This window comes from Streptomyces sp. NPDC093109 (assembly GCF_040701725.1).
In the GTDB taxonomy this organism is placed as follows: Bacteria; Actinomycetota; Actinomycetes; order Streptomycetales; family Streptomycetaceae; genus Streptomyces.
In genome coordinates this window covers 12,250-28,010 of the sequence record NZ_JBFBEZ010000034.1, presented here as the reverse complement: position 1 = coordinate 28,010, position 15,761 = coordinate 12,250, and the positions used below count along the sequence as shown (strand labels likewise).

Sequence of the window (15,761 nt, the reverse complement as noted above, 5' to 3'; positions counted from 1 at the left end):
TCGTTCACCCGGGTGAGTATGGCGCTTCATGGCGCAAGCGGCGAGGTCTCCCGTGGGACATGTGACGCGGTCAGCCGGCGCGCGGAACGTAGTAGGGGCGGTTGTGGGCGGCGACGGGGGCCGACTGGTACGTCCATGCCCCGACGGCTGGGGCGCCGCCGACGAGGGTGGTCAGGTCGGCACCGACGGCGGAGGTCAGGTCGTGGACGGTGAGCCGCACCCGCTCCGCCGCGCCGGTCAGCGCGATGTACTGGTAGGGCTGGTAGACGTTCATGGGGCCGGCCAGTGGCCGGCCTGCCTGGTCGGTGCCGTAGCCGGTGATGGGTGTGTTGTTGACGGAGGTGCGGGGCAGCCCGGTCAGGTCGGCCGAGAAGGAGAACAGGGCCCGGTCCTCACGGTCGACGGCCGCGCCGGAGGAGGCGTGCGTGGCCTTCTTGCACGCGACGGTCCAGAGGTCGCCCGCCGGGCCGTTGAGGGAGGGCAGGGTCGTCTCGAACCAGGCCGGGTACTTCGGTTCCCCGTAGAGTTCGGTGCCGGCCTCGATGGCCAGCGGGTTGTCGCACAGCACATGGAGCCGGGCGATGCCGAGCAGCTTGGTCTGGTCGTGGCCGTGGGCGTACTCCTCGTACGACAGGCGGGCGAAGCGGTCGGCGCAGGCGGTGGGGTACGCGACGACGCTGCACTCGATCTCCTCGGTGATACCGCCCCCGTTCGGGTACTGGGCGAAGTACAGCTGGTAGTTGAGGGTGACGCAGGCCCGCCCTTCGAACTCGGCCGCGCTCAGGTCCGGATGGTGTTCGGCCAGCGCCTTGCGCACCGGGGCGGGGTCGACCAGGAAGTCGAGGCCGATGTTGTGCAGAGCCCCGTAGTGGAAGGGGAGTTGGTACGGGGCGGCGACGGGCGGCAGGGAGAGATCGTCGGTCACGGCATCGGTCACGGGGGCGGACACGGGGGCGGTCATGTCGTCGGTCATGTCGTCGGTCATGGGGTGTCCGTCTCCTCGGGGGTGGCGTGGTCGGGAGCGTGCCCGGGCGCGCTCCCGGGGGCCGCCGGGCGGATCGTGACGCGTGACGCGGACAGCTCGCGGTGGATCCGCTCGGCGCTGCGCAGCGTGATCGCCGCCATGGTGAGCGTCGGGTTGGACGTGCCGAGGGAGGGCATGCTGCCGCAGCCCACCACATAGAGGTTGGGGTGGTCCCAGGCGCGCTGCCAGGAGTCGACCACGGAGTCGGCGGGCCGTTCGCCCATGATGTGCGTACCCGCGCCGTGGCCCGCGCCGCGGTAGGCGTAGGGCCGGCCGCCGTACTCGAACCATCCGGGCTGGGAAGGACCCGACGCGTACGCGCTGTGGTCCTCCGCCCCGAGCAGCGCGAAGATCTCGTCGGACACCGCCTTGGCCGCGGCGATGCCCTTCTTCACATGGTCGGACAGGTCATAGGTCAGAACGGGGCGCGGGTTGCCCAGCGGGTCGCGGTGGCGCGGATCGAGTGTCACGCGGTTGGCCGGATCCGCGCTCTGTTCCATTTCGAATTGCAGAGCGAACTGTCGCCCGACCCGGTCACCTACCGCCTGCCGCAACGCCGCGCCGAAGAGCCCCCGGCCGCGTTCCTGACCCCCACCGCGCAGGAGGGCGGCGACGTCGTGGCCGGGCGGGCCCACGGCCCAGGTCCAGCCCCAGTTGCCGATCTCCACCCGGAAGGGGGCACGGGCGGCCCGGGCCGGACCGAACCTGAACCCCTCCAGACCGGACGTCGAACCGGGCCCCCGGTAGGGGCCCGTCGGCTCCGGCATGAGGCCCCAGGTGAGCAGGACGGGATGGTCCATCAGATTCCGGCCGACCTGATCGCTGGAGTTGGCCAGGCCGGAGGCGAGCAGGAGCCGGGCGTTCTCGATCGCGTGCGCCGCCAGTACGACCATGGTCCCGCGCGCCACGTGCCGGGTGACGGAGGCGGGCCCGGCGGGGTCGTCGTAACGCTGGTACGCGACTCCGGTGATCCGGCCGGACGCGTCGGCCAGCAGCCGGCCGGCCACCGCGCGGGTGAGGAGGGTGACCCCCGGTGCCCAGCGCCGCTGTGTCCGCCGCGGGGTGTACTTCGCGCCCGTGGGACAGACCGGGATACAGCTGGCGCTGCCCTCGCAGACGGGGCCGTGCTCCTCGGTGGCGGCGCTGTTGCGCGCCTGAGGTGTCCCGACGACCCGCAGTTCGACATCGCGCGGATACGAGGGATCCGTGACCTTCCGTCCGTCGAGCCGCGCTGCCATCAGCCGGTCCACGTGGCTCGCGGGGAACGGGCGGTGCGCGAAGGCGTAGCCGTCCGCGAGGGGCAGACCGACCAGGTCGCGCTGTTCCACCGGATCGGCGGCGACGCCCAACTCGCGCTCCGCGGCCCGGTAGTACGGCTCCAGTTCCGCGTAACCGATTGGCCAGTCGCGCCCGTATCCGAAGTCCGCGGTACGGAAGTCCTCCGGATGCATCCGCGGGGCCAGCCCCGTCCACGCCGTGCCCGTACCGCCGTTCACCCGGAGATAGCCGCTCGCGTACGGCAGCCGGCCGTTCTGGATGAGGTACCCCTCGGCCCGGTATCCGCCACCGGTACGGCCGCCCAGGTCCAGTACGTCGGGCGACGGCACCAGCGGGTTTCCGGCGATCGCCGCGCCGGGGACCTTGAGCGGCGCGGACCGGAACCGTTCCGCGTCGACCGCGCGCGCCCCGCCCGGGCCCGCTCCGTCGCCCACTCCCGCCTCCAGGACCAGGACGCGCCAGCCTCGGTCCCCCAGCTCCCGTGCCACCAGCGATCCCGCGACACCCGCGCCGACCACGATCACATCGTGGTCGCCGTGCTGGCCGCCATCGTGGTCGCCGTGCTGGTCACCGTTTCTGTCCCCACCGCCGGTCATCGGACACCGCCCCCTGCCGCGCCCGCCGGAGGACCGGCCCAGGTGCCGTAGCCGGGCCGCCCCGCGCCGGGAGCGTGAGCGCCGAGGCTGCGCCACACCAGCCCACGGGCGTAGGCGCGCCCCGACAGCAGGCGGGGCTGAGGACCGCCGTCGTCGCTGGTCAGCCCCGGCCACTCCCCCAGGTACCAGAGATGGCACACGGCCCGCGCGAGTTCGCCCAACGCCTCGTCCGCCTCGTCACCGCCCAGCGCGGTGTGCGCGTCGTCCGGCGTCCCTACCAGCCTCTCCACCAGCTCCGCGTAGAGGGACGGTGCCACCCGCCGGACCACGAACTCCCGGTAGATCCCGGCCATTTCGGTCTCCGCCAGCTCGGCGGCGTCGAACCCCGTCAGCGCGGCCGAGGCCGCCACGAACCGCTCGGCCTCCTGCCCCGGATCAGCCGAGGGGCCGGATAAATCCGTGGGGGCGTACGACTCCGGCGCGTTCACCCGGAACCCCGCCCCCGGCCGGCCCGCTCACCGCTGCCACTGCCGCTGCCGCTGCTCAACGCCATCGCCATCGCCCAACCCCTCCTCGGGTGCACCCCACCGGACCGAGCTCATCAGCCGGGATCCCTACCTCCGTACCGGCCGGTTCATGCGCATGACCCCATCCCGGGGGCGCGACGCGCTACGCGGTGTGACGATCACGGAAATCATTCGCCGGGAGGCCCGCGCTCTGCTTGGCTCGTCCGATGAGCGACATCGACATACGTTCCGCCGGCCTCGCGGACATCGAAGCCGTACTGCGGTTCTGGCGTGAAGCCGCGGAAGGTACGAGCATCAGCGACGACCACGACGGGATGGCCCGGCTCATCGCACGGGACCCCGAGGCCCTGCTCCTCGCGGAGCGGGACGGCGTCCTCACCGGGACCGTGATCGCCGGCTTCGACGGCTGGCGGTGCCATCTCTACCGGCTCGCCGTCCACCCGGACCACCGGCGGCGCGGGATCGGCGGGGCGCTGCTCGCGGCGGCCGAGGAGCGGTTCGTACGGCTGGGCGGGCGGCGCGGGGACGCGATGGTGCTGGACCGCAACGAACTGGCGCGCAGTGCCTGGCGGGCGGCCGGGTACGGACCCGAGGAGCAGTGGACACGCTGGGTGAAGCCGCTGGGCCCCGCCTGAGCGACGCCTGACGTCCGCCGTCGCGCGGTCCGCCGTCCGCTGACCGATCATGGGACGGACGGGACAGGGGTGAGCCGATGACCGAGGTGCTTCTGCTGCTCGTGGCGGTGGGGCTGGCGCTCGCCTGCGGGGTCTTCGTCGCGGCGGAGTTCTCGCTGACCACGGTCGAGCGCGGCGAGCTGGAACAGGCCGCCGAGCGCGGCGAGCGGGGCGCGGCGGGGGCGCTGAAGGCCGTACGGAGCCTGACGTTCCAGCTGTCGGGCGCGCAGCTCGGGATCACGGTGACCAATCTGGTGGTCGGGATGCTCGCGGAGCCGTCGATCGGCAAGCTGATCCGGGGGCCGGTCGAGGCGGTGGGGCTCTCGCCGCCGGTGGCGTCGTCGGTGGCGCTGGTGATCGGGACGGCCCTGTCGACGGTCGTGCTGATGGTCGTGGGCGAGCTGGTCCCGAAGAACTGGGCGATCTCGTCGCCGCTGGCCGTCGCCAAGGTGGTGGCGACCCCGCAGCGGTACTTCACGGCGGCGTTCCGGCCGTTCATCCGTCATCTCAACAACACCGCCAACCGCATCGTGCGCTCCTTCGGTCTGGAGCCCACCGAGGAGCTGGCCTCCGCGCGCGGCCCGCAGGAACTGGCGGCGCTGGCACGGCACTCCGCGAAGGAGGGCGCGCTGGAGCCGGACACGGCCGAGCTGTTCGTCCGGACGCTGAGCCTGTCCGCGCTGACCGCCGAGAACGTGATGACGCCCCGGGTGCGGGTGGTGGCCCTCGACGCGCGGGCGACCGCCGAGGACGTCGCCAACGCCACCCGCGCCACCGGGCTCTCCCGCTTCCCCGTCCACCGGGGCTCGCTGGACTCCGTCGTGGGCATCGCGCACATCAAGGACGTCCTGGCGGTACCGGCGGACCAGCGGGCCCGGTATCCGGTCTCCGCGCTGCTGCGCGAGCCGCTGCTCGTACCCGCGTCGCTGACGGTGGACACCCTGCTGGACCGGCTGTCGGGCCGGGCCAGGATGGCCGTCGTGATCGACGAGTACGGCGGTACGGCGGGGGTCGTGACGCTGGAGGACATCGTCGAGGAGGTCGTCGGGGAGGTACGGGACGAGCACGATCCGCACGAGACCTCCGATCTGGCGCCGATGGGCGAGGACGCGGCCGGGCGGGCGCTCTGGTCGGCGGACGGCGCCGCGCGCGCCGATCAGCTGTGGACGGTGGGGCTGCGGATGCCGGAGGGGCCGTACGAGACGCTCGCCGGGCTGGTCGCCACGGAGCTGGGCCGGCTGCCCGTGGAGGGCGACCGGCTGACGGTGGCGGGCTGGCGGGTGGAGGTCGTGGACGCGGCGGGCCGGCGGGCGGCGCGGCTGCTGCTGCGCGCGCCGGGCCCGGATGCCGGCCCGTCCGGCGACGGTGACGGCGGCAGCAGCGACGGTGACGGCGGCGGTCCGGATTCCCGCCCGGACGGCGGGCGTGGCAGGCGTCACGGCCGTACCGGGCGCGACGGCCGTACCGGGCGCACCGGCCGTACCGAGCGCACCGGCTCCGACGCCGGGGAGGCCGGATGATCACCGCGCTCCAGCTCTTCGCCGCGCTGCTGACGCTCGTCGTCAACGCCTTCTTCGTCGGCTCCGAGTTCGCCCTGATCTCGGTCCGCCGCAGCCAGGTCGAACCGCGCGCGGAGGCCGGCGACCGGCGCGCGCACAGTGTGCTGTGGGGGCTGGAGCATGTCTCGGCGCTGCTGGCGGCGGCGCAGCTCGGCATCACGCTGTGCACGCTGGTGCTGGGCATCGTCGCCGAGCCGGCCATCGCGCATCTGCTGGAGCCCGTGTTCACGTCGGTCGGTATCCCCCCGGGCCTGGTGCATCCGCTGTCGTTCGTGATCGCCCTCGCGGTGGCGACGTATCTGCACATGCTGCTCGGCGAGATGGTGCCGAAGAACGTCGCGCTGGCCGATCCCGTCCGCGCCGCGCTGCTGCTCGGGCCGCCGCTGGTGGGGCTGGCGCGGGCGCTGCGGCCGGTGATCTTCGCGATCAACGGGCTGGCGAACGGGCTGCTGCGGCTGCTGCGGGTGGAGACCAGGGACGAGGTCACCGCGACGGCCGCCGACGACGAGCTGGCCCGGATGGTCACGGACGCCGGCCACGCGGGGCTGCTGGACGACCGCGCCGCCGAGCGGCTGCACGACGCCCTGGAGCTGGGGCGCCGGCCGGTGCGCGATGTGGTGCTGCCGCTGGAACGGGTGGTGTCCGTACGGCTGGGGGTGACGCCCGGGGCGCTGGAGCGGCTGTCGGTGGAGACGGGGTTCTCACGCTTCCCCGTGCTGGACCCCACCCGCCGGATCCTCGGCTATCTGCATGTGAAGGACGCCCTGGACGCGGCGCCGCGCGACGAGCCGTTCCCGGTGCCGGCGATGCGGCCGGTCGCGCGGGTGCGGGACACGACGCCGATGGACGACGTACTGACCGCGATGCGACGCGGCCGGACACATCTGGCGGCGGTGGTGGACGACGACGGGCGGCTGGGCGGGCTGGTGACGATGGAGGACGTCCTGCGCGAGCTGGTGGGGCGGCACGGCTGAGGGGCGCCCTGCGCGACGGCCGCGTACCGGGCGGTACGATCGGCCGCGCCATGGAGATGAACGCCAGTTACACCAGTCTTGTCGCGGTCGGTGACTCCTTCACGGAGGGCATGTCCGACCTGCTTCCCGACGGCTCGTACCGCGGCTGGGCGGATCTGCTCGCCGCGCGGCTCGCCGCCCGTACCCCCGGCTTCCGGTACGCGAATCTCGCCGTGCGCGGCAAGCTCATCGGCCAGATCGTCGACGAACAGGTGCCCCCGGCCGCCGCGATGTCACCGGACGTGATCACGCTGGTGGGCGGGCTCAACGACACGCTGCGCCCGAAGGTCGACATGGGGCGGGTGCGCGCCCTGTTCGAAGAGGCCGTGGAGCGGCTCGCGCCGGCCTGCGACCGGCTGGTGCTGATGCGCAGCCCGGGGCGGAACGGTCCGGTGATGAAGCGCTTCCGGCCGCGCATGGAGGAGTTGTTCGATCTCGTGGACGAGCTGGCGGCGCGCCACGGTGCGGTGGTGGTCGATCTGTACGGGGCGCCGGTGCTCGGCGACCCGCGGATGTGGGACGTGGACCGGCTGCATCTGACGCCGGAGGGGCACCGCAGGGTCGCCGAGGCCGTCTGGCAGGCGCTGGGGCTGCCGGCGGCCGAGGACTGGCGCGCGGAGCTGCCGCCGGCCGTGCCCGACCGGTGGCCGGCCCGGCGGCTGGGCGACGCGCGGTTCGCCCGGCAGCACCTGGCGCCCTGGGTGGTACGGCGGGTCACCGGGCGCTCGTCGGGGGACGGCCGGCCCGCCAAGCGGCCGGAGCTGCTGCCGTACGACGCGCCCTACGACGCGCCGGGCGCCTCGCGGGAAGCCGCCTCGTAGGAAGCTACGAACCGGGCCGGGGCGACCGTCTGCGCGAACCACCAGTGGACGGCAGTAGAATCACCCCACGTGACAGCCAAGCCTCGTATCCCCAATGTCCTTGCCGGCCGCTACGCCTCGGCGGAGCTGGCCGTGCTGTGGTCCCCCGAGCAGAAGGTCCAGCTGGAGCGGCGGCTGTGGCTCGCCGTGCTGCGGGCGCAGCGGGACCTGGGGATCGAGGTGCCCGAGGCCGCGCTCGCCGACTACGAGCGGGTGATCGACCAGGTCGACCTGGCGTCGATCGCCGAGCGCGAGAAGGTCACGCGGCACGATGTGAAGGCGCGGATCGAGGAGTTCAACGCCCTCGCCGGCCATGAGCAGGTCCACAAGGGCATGACCTCGCGGGACCTGACGGAGAACGTCGAGCAGCTCCAGATCCGGCTGTCGCTCGAACTGACCCGGGACCGTACGGTCGCGGTGCTGGCGCGGCTCGGCAAGCTGGCGGGCGAGTACGGCGAGCTGGTGATGGCAGGCCGGTCGCACAACGTCGCCGCGCAGGCCACCACCCTGGGCAAGCGGTTCGCGACGGCCGCCGACGAGCTGCTCGTGGCGTACGGACGGCTGGAGGACCTCCTCGGCCGCTACCCGCTGCGCGGCATCAAGGGCCCGGTGGGCACCGCGCAGGACATGCTCGACCTGCTGGGCGGCGACACCGCGAAGCTGGCCGAGCTGGAGGAGCGCGTGGCGGGCCATCTGGGCTTCGCGCGGGCGTTCACCTCGGTCGGCCAGGTCTATCCGCGCTCCCTCGACTACGACGTGGTGACCGCGCTGGTGCAGCTGGCGGCGGCGCCGTCGTCGGTCGCGAAGACGATCCGGCTGATGGCCGGGCACGAGCTGGTCACGGAGGGTTTCAAGCCCGGCCAGGTCGGGTCCTCCGCGATGCCGCACAAGATGAACACGCGCTCCTGCGAGCGGGTCAACGGCCTCATGGTGATCCTGCGCGGCTACGCGTCGATGACCGGCGAGCTGGCGGGCGACCAGTGGAACGAGGGCGATGTCTCGTGCTCGGTGGTGCGCCGGGTCGCGCTGCCCGACGCGTTCTTCGCGCTGGACGGGCTGCTGGAGACGTTCCTGACGGTCCTGGACGAGTTCGGCGCGTTCCCCGCGGTGGTGGCGCGCGAGCTGGACCGCTACCTGCCGTTCCTCGCCACGACCAAGGTCCTGATGGGCGCGGTACGGGCCGGGGTGGGCCGCGAGGCCGCGCACGAGGTCATCAAGGAGCACGCGGTGGCCTCGGCGCTGGCGATGCGCGAGCAGGGCGCCGAGCGCAACGAGCTGCTCGACCGGCTGGCGGCGGACGACCGTATCCCGCTGGACCGCGCGGGTCTTGACGCCCTGATGGCGGACAAGCTCTCCTTCACGGGCGCGGCGGCCGACCAGATCGCGGCCGTCGTCGGCCGGATCGACGAGATCGTCAAGCGGCACCCGGAGGCCGCGGGCTACACCCCGGGCGCGATTCTGTGACCTGCCGCTCCCACGCATCCGGCGGCTCCGCCGGATGATCCGCGCATGAGGCACGCATGAGGCGCGAAGACCTCGAAGCCGCCCGCGACCGCGTCATCCCCGACGTGGCCGCGGGCGGTCTGCGTGTGCTGTTCTGCGGCATCAACCCCAGCCTGATGTCCGGCGCGACGGGCCATCACTTCGCCCGCCCCGGCAACCGTTTCTGGCCGGTGCTGCATCTCTCCGGCTTCACCCCGCGGCAGCTGCGCCCCGCCGAGCAGGGCGAGTTGCTCACGTACGGCCTGGGTATCACCAACGTCGCCGCGCGGGCGACGGCGCGGGCCGACGAGCTGAGCGACGAGGAGTTCCGGGAGGGCGGCCGGATCCTGACCGCGAAGGTGGAGCGGCTGCGGCCCCGGTGGCTCGCGGTGGTCGGGATCACCGCGTACCGCACGGCTTTCGACGACAGAAAGGCCCGCATCGGTCCGCAGGACCGGACGATCGGGGACACCCGGGTCTGGGCGCTGCCCAACCCGAGCGGGCTGAACGCGCACTGGACGGCGCAGACGATGGCGGCGGAGTTCGCCCGGCTCCGGGAGGCCGCGGCGGCAGACTGAGGGCCGCCCGCCCGCCGCCCCCGCCGCACCTTGCCAGTTTTGTGGCAAGCATTGACAAGTTTGCGCAACGGTGACGACCATGCAACATGTCGTTCATCCACCTCGCTCCGTCGAACAAGTAACGGAGCTGCCATGGCCACCACCCTGACCGACGTTGCCAAACGCGCCAACGTCGCTCTCTCCACCGCGTCCCGGGCGTTCAGCGACCCCGACCGGCTCGGCCCACAGACCTTGCGCAAGGTGCTTGCCGTTGCGCAAGAGCTGGGTTACGAGTCGCCCGTGGCGCGTACGGCCGAGCCCGTCGTCGCCGAGGGCGGGACCGCCACCGTGGCCGTCGTCGTGCCGGACATCGCCAACCCGGTGTTCGGCGCGTTCGTGAAGGCCGCCCAGGGCGCGGGATGGCACCGCAGGCAGACCGTCGTCCTCGCGGACACCGATCTCAGCCCGGACCGTGAGCGCGAGGTGATCACGCATCTGCGCGAGCGGGCGGACGGTCTGATCGTGTGCTCGCCCCGGCTGGAGGCGGACGAGATCCTCGACATCTGCGGCCGTACCCCGGCCGTCCTCGTCAACCGGGAGACGTCCGGCGCGGACTGTGTCATCGCGGACGCCGGGCACGGTATGCGGCAGGCCGCCGAGTATCTGGCCGCGCTCGGCCACCGGCGGATCGCCTACGTCCAGGGCATGCAGCGCTCCTGGTCCAACGGGCACCGGGTCGAGCTGATCCGCCGCGAGTCCGAACGGGCCGGTCTTGAGCTGGAGTTGCTCGGCTGGCAGGCCGAGACGGTCGCGGGCGGTACGGCGGCGGCGGCCGGTGTGATGGCCTCGGGCGCGTCCGCCGTGATCGCCCACAACGACCTGATGGCGCTCGGTGTGATCGCCGGCGCGCGGGCGCTGGGACTGCGCGTCCCGGACGACCTCAGCGTCATCGGGGTGGACGACATCCCGTTCGCCGAGGTGTCGCAGCCGTCGCTGACCAGCATCGCCGTACCGATGGCCAAGGCCGGCGCGCTCGGCACCGAGCTGCTCGGGCAGGTCCTGTCCGGCGAGCGCTCCACCCCGCGCCTGCTGCGGCTGCCGACCCAGCTCATCGTGCGCGGGTCCAGCGCCCCTCCCGGCGGCGGCGGCCCGGCCACCACCCACGCCTCGTGGGGACCCACCGCGGACCGAACCATGAAGGACGTCTCATGAGCACCGACACACCGCCGCCCGGCACCCCCTCCGCGCCACCCCTGCGCGTTGTGGTCGCCGACGCCAATCTCGCCCCGCTGCGCGCCGAGTTCGAGGCCGCGCTGCCCGCCGGCACCACCGTCGGGTGGCCCGACGTACGGGACACGGACGCGGTCACGGCCGCCCTCGCCGACGCGGACGTCCTCGTCTCCGGCCTGTGCACCGCCGCGATGGCCGCCGCCGCGCCGCGCCTGCGGCTGGTCCACGCGGCCGGCGCCGGTACGGAGAAGATCGACGCCGCCGCGCTGGCCCCCGGTACCCGGGTCGCCAACACCTTCCACCACGAGAACTCGATGGCGGAGTACGCGATCTCCGCCGCGATCCTGCTGCGCCGGGGCTTTCTGCGCCAGCACACCGCGCTGCGCGCGGGGCTCTGGGACTCCCCCGTGTACTCCCCGGACGCCCCGTGGGTGGACAGCCTGGCCTCGGCGACCGTCGGCTTCGTCGGCTTCGGCCATATCGGCGCGCGCTCCTGGGAGCTGTTCCGGGCGCTCGGCGCGCGGGGCGTCGCGGTCACCCGGCGCGGCGACGTCGACGCGGCGGACCAGCGGCTGGAGTGGTCGGGGACGGTGGACGACCTCGGCACCCTGCTGGAGACCTCCGATGTGGTCGTCGTGTCGGCACCGCTCACCGAGGCGACGACCGGGCTGATCGGCGCGGCCGAGCTCGCCCGGATGCGGCCCGGCTCCGTACTGATCAATGTGGGCCGGGGCCCGGTCGTCGACGAGGACGCCCTCTACCGGGCGCTCCGCGACCACGCCATCGGCGGCGCCGCGCTCGACGTCTGGTACCGGTACCCGGCGAGCGGGCGGAGCGGCGCGCCCGGCAACCACCCCTTCGAAGAGCTGGACAACGTACTGATGACTCCCCACTCCTCCGGGCTCACCCGCGAGACCTTCGCGCGCCGGGCCGCCGACATCGCCGCCAACATCGGCCGGCTGGCCGCGGGCGAAGAGCCGCGCAACGTCGTGGCGGTGGCCCGATGACCGGCACCCTCGACACGGACAGCGGCCACGGCACCGGCAGGGCGAGCGACACGATCGTCGCGGCGGATGTGATCATCACCAGCCCCGGCCGCAACTTCGTCACCCTCAAGATCACCACCGCGCAGGGCCTCACCGGCTGGGGCGACGCCACCCTCAACGGCCGCGAGCTGGCCGTCGCCTCGTATCTGCGGGACCATGTCGCGCCGCTGCTCATCGGCCGCGACCCCGCCAGGATCGAGGACACCTGGCAGTACCTCTACCGGGGCGTCTACTGGCGGCGCGGTCCGGTCACCATGACCTCCATCGGCGCGGTGGACATCGCGCTGTGGGACATCAAGGGCAAGACCACCGGGCAGCCCGTCTACCAGCTCCTCGGCGGTGCCGTCCGCGACCGGATCCTCACCTACACGCACGCCACCGGCTGGGACGTCCCCCAGCTGCTGGACTCCATCGACGCCCGCCGCGAACAGGGCTTCCTCGCCGTCCGCGCGCAGAGCGGGGTGCCCGGTCTTGACATGGTGTACGGGGTGACCAACGGCGCCTCGGGCTACGAGCCCGCCGGGCGCGGCGCGGCCCCGGTCGAGGAGGTCTGGGACACCGACGCGTATCTCCGGCACGCACCGAAGGTGCTCGCCGCCGCCCGTGACCACGTGGGCCCCGAGCTGAAGCTGCTGCACGACGTACACCACCGGCTGACGCCAGGTCAGGCGGCGCGTCTGGGCAAGGAGTTGGAGGGCGTCGGCCTGTTCTGGCTGGAGGACGTCACCCCGGCGGAGAACCAGCAGGTGCTGCGCCACGTACGGCAGCACACCACGGTCCCGCTGGCGATCGGCGAGGTGTTCAACACCGTCTGGGAGTGCCAGTCGCTGATCACCGAGCAGCTCATCGACTTCGTACGCACCTGTGTGACGCACGCGGGCGGCATCAGCCATCTGCGGCGGATCGCGGCGCTCGCCGAGATCTGGCAGGTCGCGCTGGGGCCGCACGGTCCTTCGGACGTCTCGCCGGTGGCGCTGGGCGCGTCGCTGCACGTGGGGCTCTCGACACCGAACTTCGCCATCCAGGAGTACATGGGCTACGAGCCGCTGGTGCACGAGGTGTTCCAGCACGGCTGGACGTACGAGAACGGGTATCTGCACCCCGGCGATCTGCCCGGGATCGGGATCGAGGTCGACGAGAAGCTCGCGGCCCGCTACCCGTACGAACCCGCCTACCTGCCCGTCGCGCGTCGGCGCGACGGCTCGATGACGGACTGGTGAGCGGCATGTCGACCACTGCGGCTCCTTCCGGAACCACCCCGGCCGCCCCGCTGCCCCGGCTCAGTCCCTCCACCGTGCCCGCCGGCGCCGCGCTCAACGCGCGCCCGCCCGCCGAGACCGGCATCGTGCATCTGGGTCTCGGCAACTTCCACCGCGCCCACCAGGCCGTTCACACGGCGGCGGCGCTCTCCCACACCGACGGTCCCTGGGGGATCCTCGGGGTGGCCGGCCGCTCCACCGATGTGGCCCGGGCGCTGCGCGAGCAGGAGATGCGGTACGCGGTGGTGGAGATCTCCCCGGAGCGCACCCGGATCACCGTGCCCGCCGTGCACACCGGCGCGCTGGTCGCGGCCGAGCGGCCGGACGCGGTGCTGGACGCCCTCGCGGCGCCGGACACGGCGATCATCACGATGACCGTGACCGAGCACGGCTACACGTTCTCGCCGCGCACCCACGGTCTGGACCTCGACGCACCCGCCGTACGGGCCGACCTCCGGGGCGACGCGCCGCCGCGTACGACGATCGGCCAGATCGTGCGCGGGCTCCAGCGGCGACGGCGCGCGCACGCGCGGCCGGTGACCGTGCTGAGCTGCGACAACCTGGTGGGCAACGGCGCGCAGACGCGGCGCCTGGTACGGGAGTTCGCGGAGGCGCTGCCCGCCGCCGAGCGGGACGATCTGGTGCCGTACCTGGAGAACGCGGTGACGTTCCCCGGCTCGATGGTCGACCGGATCGTGCCCGCGACCACCGACGCCTACCGGGACGCGGTCGCCGCCGGGCTCGGGGTGCGCGACGCCGTACCGGTGCCGGCGGAACCGTTCTCCATGTGGGTCATGGAGGATCGTTTCTGCGCGGGGCGTCCGCGCTGGGAGCACGGCGGCGCGCTCTTCACGGACGACGTCGAACCGTACGAACTGCTCAAGCTCCGGCTGCTCAACGGCACGCACTCGCTCATCGCGTATCTGGGCGCGCTGGACGGGCGGGCGACCATTCCTGAGTCGGTCGCCCGGCCGTTCATCGCGGACGCGGCGCGCGCCGTGCTGTACGGCGACTATCTGCCGAGCCTGACCGTGCCCGCCGACATCGATCCGGACGCGTACGTCGGTCAGCTCTTCGAGCGGTGGGCCAACACCGCGCTGGGGCACCGCACCCAGCAGGTCGGCTCGGACGGGTCGGTCAAGCTCCGCCAGCGGGTGCCGGAACCGGCGCTGCTGCATCTGCGCGCCGGGCGCATGCCGCACCATCTGGCGCTGACCGTCGCCGCGTACCTCTGCTGTGTGACACCGCCCCCCGGCTTCTCGCCGGGACCGCACGCCACCGCCATGGTGGATCCGGCCCGCGAGCCGCTGGCCGCGCTCGCGCGGCGCGCCCCGGCGGCCACCGGCGCGTCCGCCGTGGCGGCCGTGCTGGACAGCGGGCTGCTCGGGACCGGTCTGACGGAGTTCCCGGCTTTCGCCGCCCGGGTCGCCGAGTTCATCGACGTCATCGTGCGGCACGGCCCCGGGGCTGCGGCGGCCGAAGCCGCCCGGGCGGCGGAGTCGGAACCGCTGCCCGTCCGCTGACCACATCCCCTTCCTCCCCTCGCCCCACTCGCTCACAAGGACGTGAGATACGTGCTCGCTCCCGATTCGACCCGCGCCGCCGTCCTGCACGGCCCGGACGACCTCCGTATCGAGGACCGCCCGCTGCGGCACCTCGGCCCCGACGATGTGCTCGTCGCGGTCGACGCCGTCGGGGTGTGCGGTTCCGACATGCACTACTTCGCCACCGGCCGCAACGGTCAGAACGTCCTGCGGCAGCCGACCGTCCTCGGCCACGAGGCGTCGGGAACCGTCGTCGCGACGGGCTCCGACGTACGGCTCGACACCGGCACCCACGTCGCGGTGGAACCCGCCGTGGGCTGCGGCGACTGCGAGACCTGCCGGTCGGGCCGCTACAACCTCTGCCCGACCGGCACCTGCTTCGGCTCGCCGCCGACCGACGGCACCTTCGCCGAGTACATCGTCGCGACGCGCCGTGCCGTACACCCGCTGCCCGACACCATCCCGCTGGAGACGGGCGCGCTGATCGAGCCGCTGGCCGTCGCGGTGTGGGCGGTACGGCGCGCCCAGGTCGCGTTCGGCGACCGGGTGCTGATCACCGGGGCAGGACCGATCGGCATCCTGGTCGCGCAGGTGGCACGGGCCGCCGGGGCGACCGAGGTGATCGTCACCGATGTCAACGACGCCCGGCTGGAGCGGGCGCGCGCGCTCGGCGCGACCGATGTCCTCAACACGGCGGACGGCCCGCCCGAACTGACCGGGATCGACCGGCTGCTGGAGTGCTCCGCCCACCCGGGCGCGCTCTGGCAGGGGCTGCGGACGCTGCGTCCCGCCGGGCGGGCGATCGTCGTCGGCCAGGCCGCGCCGGAGGTCGACGGGCTGCCGCTCGCGCATCTCCAGCGCTGGGAGATCGAGCTGTCCACGGCGTTCCGCTACGCCCACGCCTTCCCGACGGCCATCGCGCTGGCGGCCGACGGCCGGGTGGATCTCGGGAGTGTGCTCACCGGACGGTTCGCACTCGACGAGGCGGCCGACGCGCTGCGGGCGCCGGTGAAGGATCCGACGCACCTCAAGGTCGTCGTACGGCCCGGCGACCGCCCCGGTGACCGGCCCGCCTGACGGATCCGGTCGTCCCCCGTACCTCCCGTCCCCTC

General features: G+C 73.3%; 14 protein-coding genes. 11 read left to right on the top strand and 3 right to left on the bottom strand.

All coding sequences use genetic code 11. The features are described 5' to 3' along the window. Window positions 1–70: 70 nt before the first annotated feature. Genes AB0389_RS27750 through AB0389_RS27740 form a run of 3 tightly spaced genes read right to left on the bottom strand, consistent with a single transcriptional unit; the run spans window position 71 to window position 3,386 of the window. Window positions 71–985 carry a hypothetical protein gene (locus tag AB0389_RS27750; protein WP_366398233.1) on the bottom strand — a complete coding sequence of 305 codons (915 nt, stop codon included), beginning with the start codon at window positions 983–985 and terminating at the stop codon, window positions 71–73. Then, on the bottom strand, window positions 982–2,898 hold the full coding sequence (locus AB0389_RS27745; RefSeq protein WP_366398232.1) for a GMC family oxidoreductase: 1,917 nt from the start codon (window positions 2,896–2,898) through the stop codon (window positions 982–984). Before AB0389_RS27745 ends, AB0389_RS27750 begins: the two co-directional genes overlap by 4 nt. Next, window positions 2,895–3,386 (bottom strand): hypothetical protein, encoded by a 492-nt coding sequence (locus AB0389_RS27740; protein ID WP_366398231.1) that lies wholly within the window; start codon window positions 3,384–3,386, stop codon window positions 2,895–2,897. Before AB0389_RS27740 ends, AB0389_RS27745 begins: the two co-directional genes overlap by 4 nt. 245 nt (window positions 3,387–3,631) lie before the next feature. Between AB0389_RS27740 and AB0389_RS27735 the strand changes: the two genes are divergently transcribed. The 11 genes from AB0389_RS27735 (at window position 3,632) to AB0389_RS27685 (ending at window position 15,726) form a co-directional block, all read left to right on the top strand. Then, the gene (locus AB0389_RS27735; protein WP_366398230.1) at window positions 3,632–4,060 is read left to right on the top strand and encodes a GNAT family N-acetyltransferase; all 429 of its coding nucleotides are present in this window, start codon (window positions 3,632–3,634) and stop codon (window positions 4,058–4,060) included. A gap of 77 nt (window positions 4,061–4,137) precedes the next feature. Then, window positions 4,138–5,619, top strand: coding sequence for a hemolysin family protein (locus AB0389_RS27730; RefSeq protein ID WP_366398229.1), 1,482 nt, complete (start codon window positions 4,138–4,140; stop codon window positions 5,617–5,619). After that, the gene (locus AB0389_RS27725) at window positions 5,619–6,632 is read left to right on the top strand and encodes a hemolysin family protein (protein WP_366398290.1); all 1,014 of its coding nucleotides are present in this window, start codon (window positions 5,619–5,621) and stop codon (window positions 6,630–6,632) included. The genes AB0389_RS27730 and AB0389_RS27725 overlap by 1 nt, the downstream gene beginning before the upstream one ends. A gap of 50 nt (window positions 6,633–6,682) precedes the next feature. Continuing rightward, window positions 6,683–7,492, top strand: coding sequence for an SGNH/GDSL hydrolase family protein (locus AB0389_RS27720; RefSeq protein WP_366398228.1), 810 nt, complete (start codon window positions 6,683–6,685; stop codon window positions 7,490–7,492). A gap of 69 nt (window positions 7,493–7,561) precedes the next feature. Next, window positions 7,562–8,995, top strand: a complete 1,434-nt coding sequence (purB, locus tag AB0389_RS27715; RefSeq protein WP_366398227.1) for an adenylosuccinate lyase — start codon at window positions 7,562–7,564, stop codon at window positions 8,993–8,995. Between the two features lie 56 nt (window positions 8,996–9,051). Then, window positions 9,052–9,591 carry a G/U mismatch-specific DNA glycosylase gene (gene mug, locus AB0389_RS27710; protein ID WP_366398226.1) on the top strand — a complete coding sequence of 180 codons (540 nt, stop codon included), beginning with the start codon at window positions 9,052–9,054 and terminating at the stop codon, window positions 9,589–9,591. 132 nt (window positions 9,592–9,723) lie between these two features. Beyond that, window positions 9,724–10,782 carry a LacI family DNA-binding transcriptional regulator gene (locus AB0389_RS27705; protein WP_366398225.1) on the top strand — a complete coding sequence of 353 codons (1,059 nt, stop codon included), beginning with the start codon at window positions 9,724–9,726 and terminating at the stop codon, window positions 10,780–10,782. Further along, window positions 10,779–11,807: a 2-hydroxyacid dehydrogenase gene (locus AB0389_RS27700; protein ID WP_366398224.1), complete on the top strand. Its 1,029-nt coding sequence runs from the start codon at window positions 10,779–10,781 to the stop codon at window positions 11,805–11,807. Before AB0389_RS27705 ends, AB0389_RS27700 begins: the two co-directional genes overlap by 4 nt. Next, the gene (manD, locus tag AB0389_RS27695; RefSeq protein WP_366398223.1) at window positions 11,804–13,066 is read left to right on the top strand and encodes a D-mannonate dehydratase ManD; all 1,263 of its coding nucleotides are present in this window, start codon (window positions 11,804–11,806) and stop codon (window positions 13,064–13,066) included. The genes AB0389_RS27700 and manD overlap by 4 nt, the downstream gene beginning before the upstream one ends. 5 nt (window positions 13,067–13,071) lie before the next feature. Further along, a complete protein-coding gene (locus AB0389_RS27690) occupies window positions 13,072–14,628 on the top strand; it encodes a mannitol dehydrogenase family protein (RefSeq protein ID WP_366398222.1) in 1,557 nt (518 codons plus the stop codon). Between the two features lie 51 nt (window positions 14,629–14,679). Then, window positions 14,680–15,726, top strand: a complete 1,047-nt coding sequence (locus tag AB0389_RS27685; protein WP_366398221.1) for an NAD(P)-dependent alcohol dehydrogenase — start codon at window positions 14,680–14,682, stop codon at window positions 15,724–15,726. The last annotated feature ends 35 nt before the right edge of the window (window positions 15,727–15,761 follow it).

Coding starts and splice junctions, on each gene's coding strand:
- AB0389_RS27750 (WP_366398233.1), bottom strand. CDS start 985: ATGACCGACGACATGACCGACGACATGACCGCCCCCGTGTCCGCCCCC.
- AB0389_RS27745 (WP_366398232.1), bottom strand. CDS start 2,898: ATGACCGGCGGTGGGGACAGAAACGGTGACCAGCACGGCGACCACGAT.
- AB0389_RS27735 (WP_366398230.1), top strand. CDS start 3,632: ATGAGCGACATCGACATACGTTCCGCCGGCCTCGCGGACATCGAAGCC.
- mug (WP_366398226.1), top strand. CDS start 9,052: ATGAGGCGCGAAGACCTCGAAGCCGCCCGCGACCGCGTCATCCCCGAC.
- AB0389_RS27690 (WP_366398222.1), top strand. CDS start 13,072: ATGTCGACCACTGCGGCTCCTTCCGGAACCACCCCGGCCGCCCCGCTG.
- manD (WP_366398223.1), top strand. CDS start 11,804: ATGACCGGCACCCTCGACACGGACAGCGGCCACGGCACCGGCAGGGCG.
- AB0389_RS27730 (WP_366398229.1), top strand. CDS start 4,138: ATGACCGAGGTGCTTCTGCTGCTCGTGGCGGTGGGGCTGGCGCTCGCC.
- AB0389_RS27720 (WP_366398228.1), top strand. CDS start 6,683: ATGGAGATGAACGCCAGTTACACCAGTCTTGTCGCGGTCGGTGACTCC.
- AB0389_RS27700 (WP_366398224.1), top strand. CDS start 10,779: ATGAGCACCGACACACCGCCGCCCGGCACCCCCTCCGCGCCACCCCTG.
- AB0389_RS27705 (WP_366398225.1), top strand. CDS start 9,724: ATGGCCACCACCCTGACCGACGTTGCCAAACGCGCCAACGTCGCTCTC.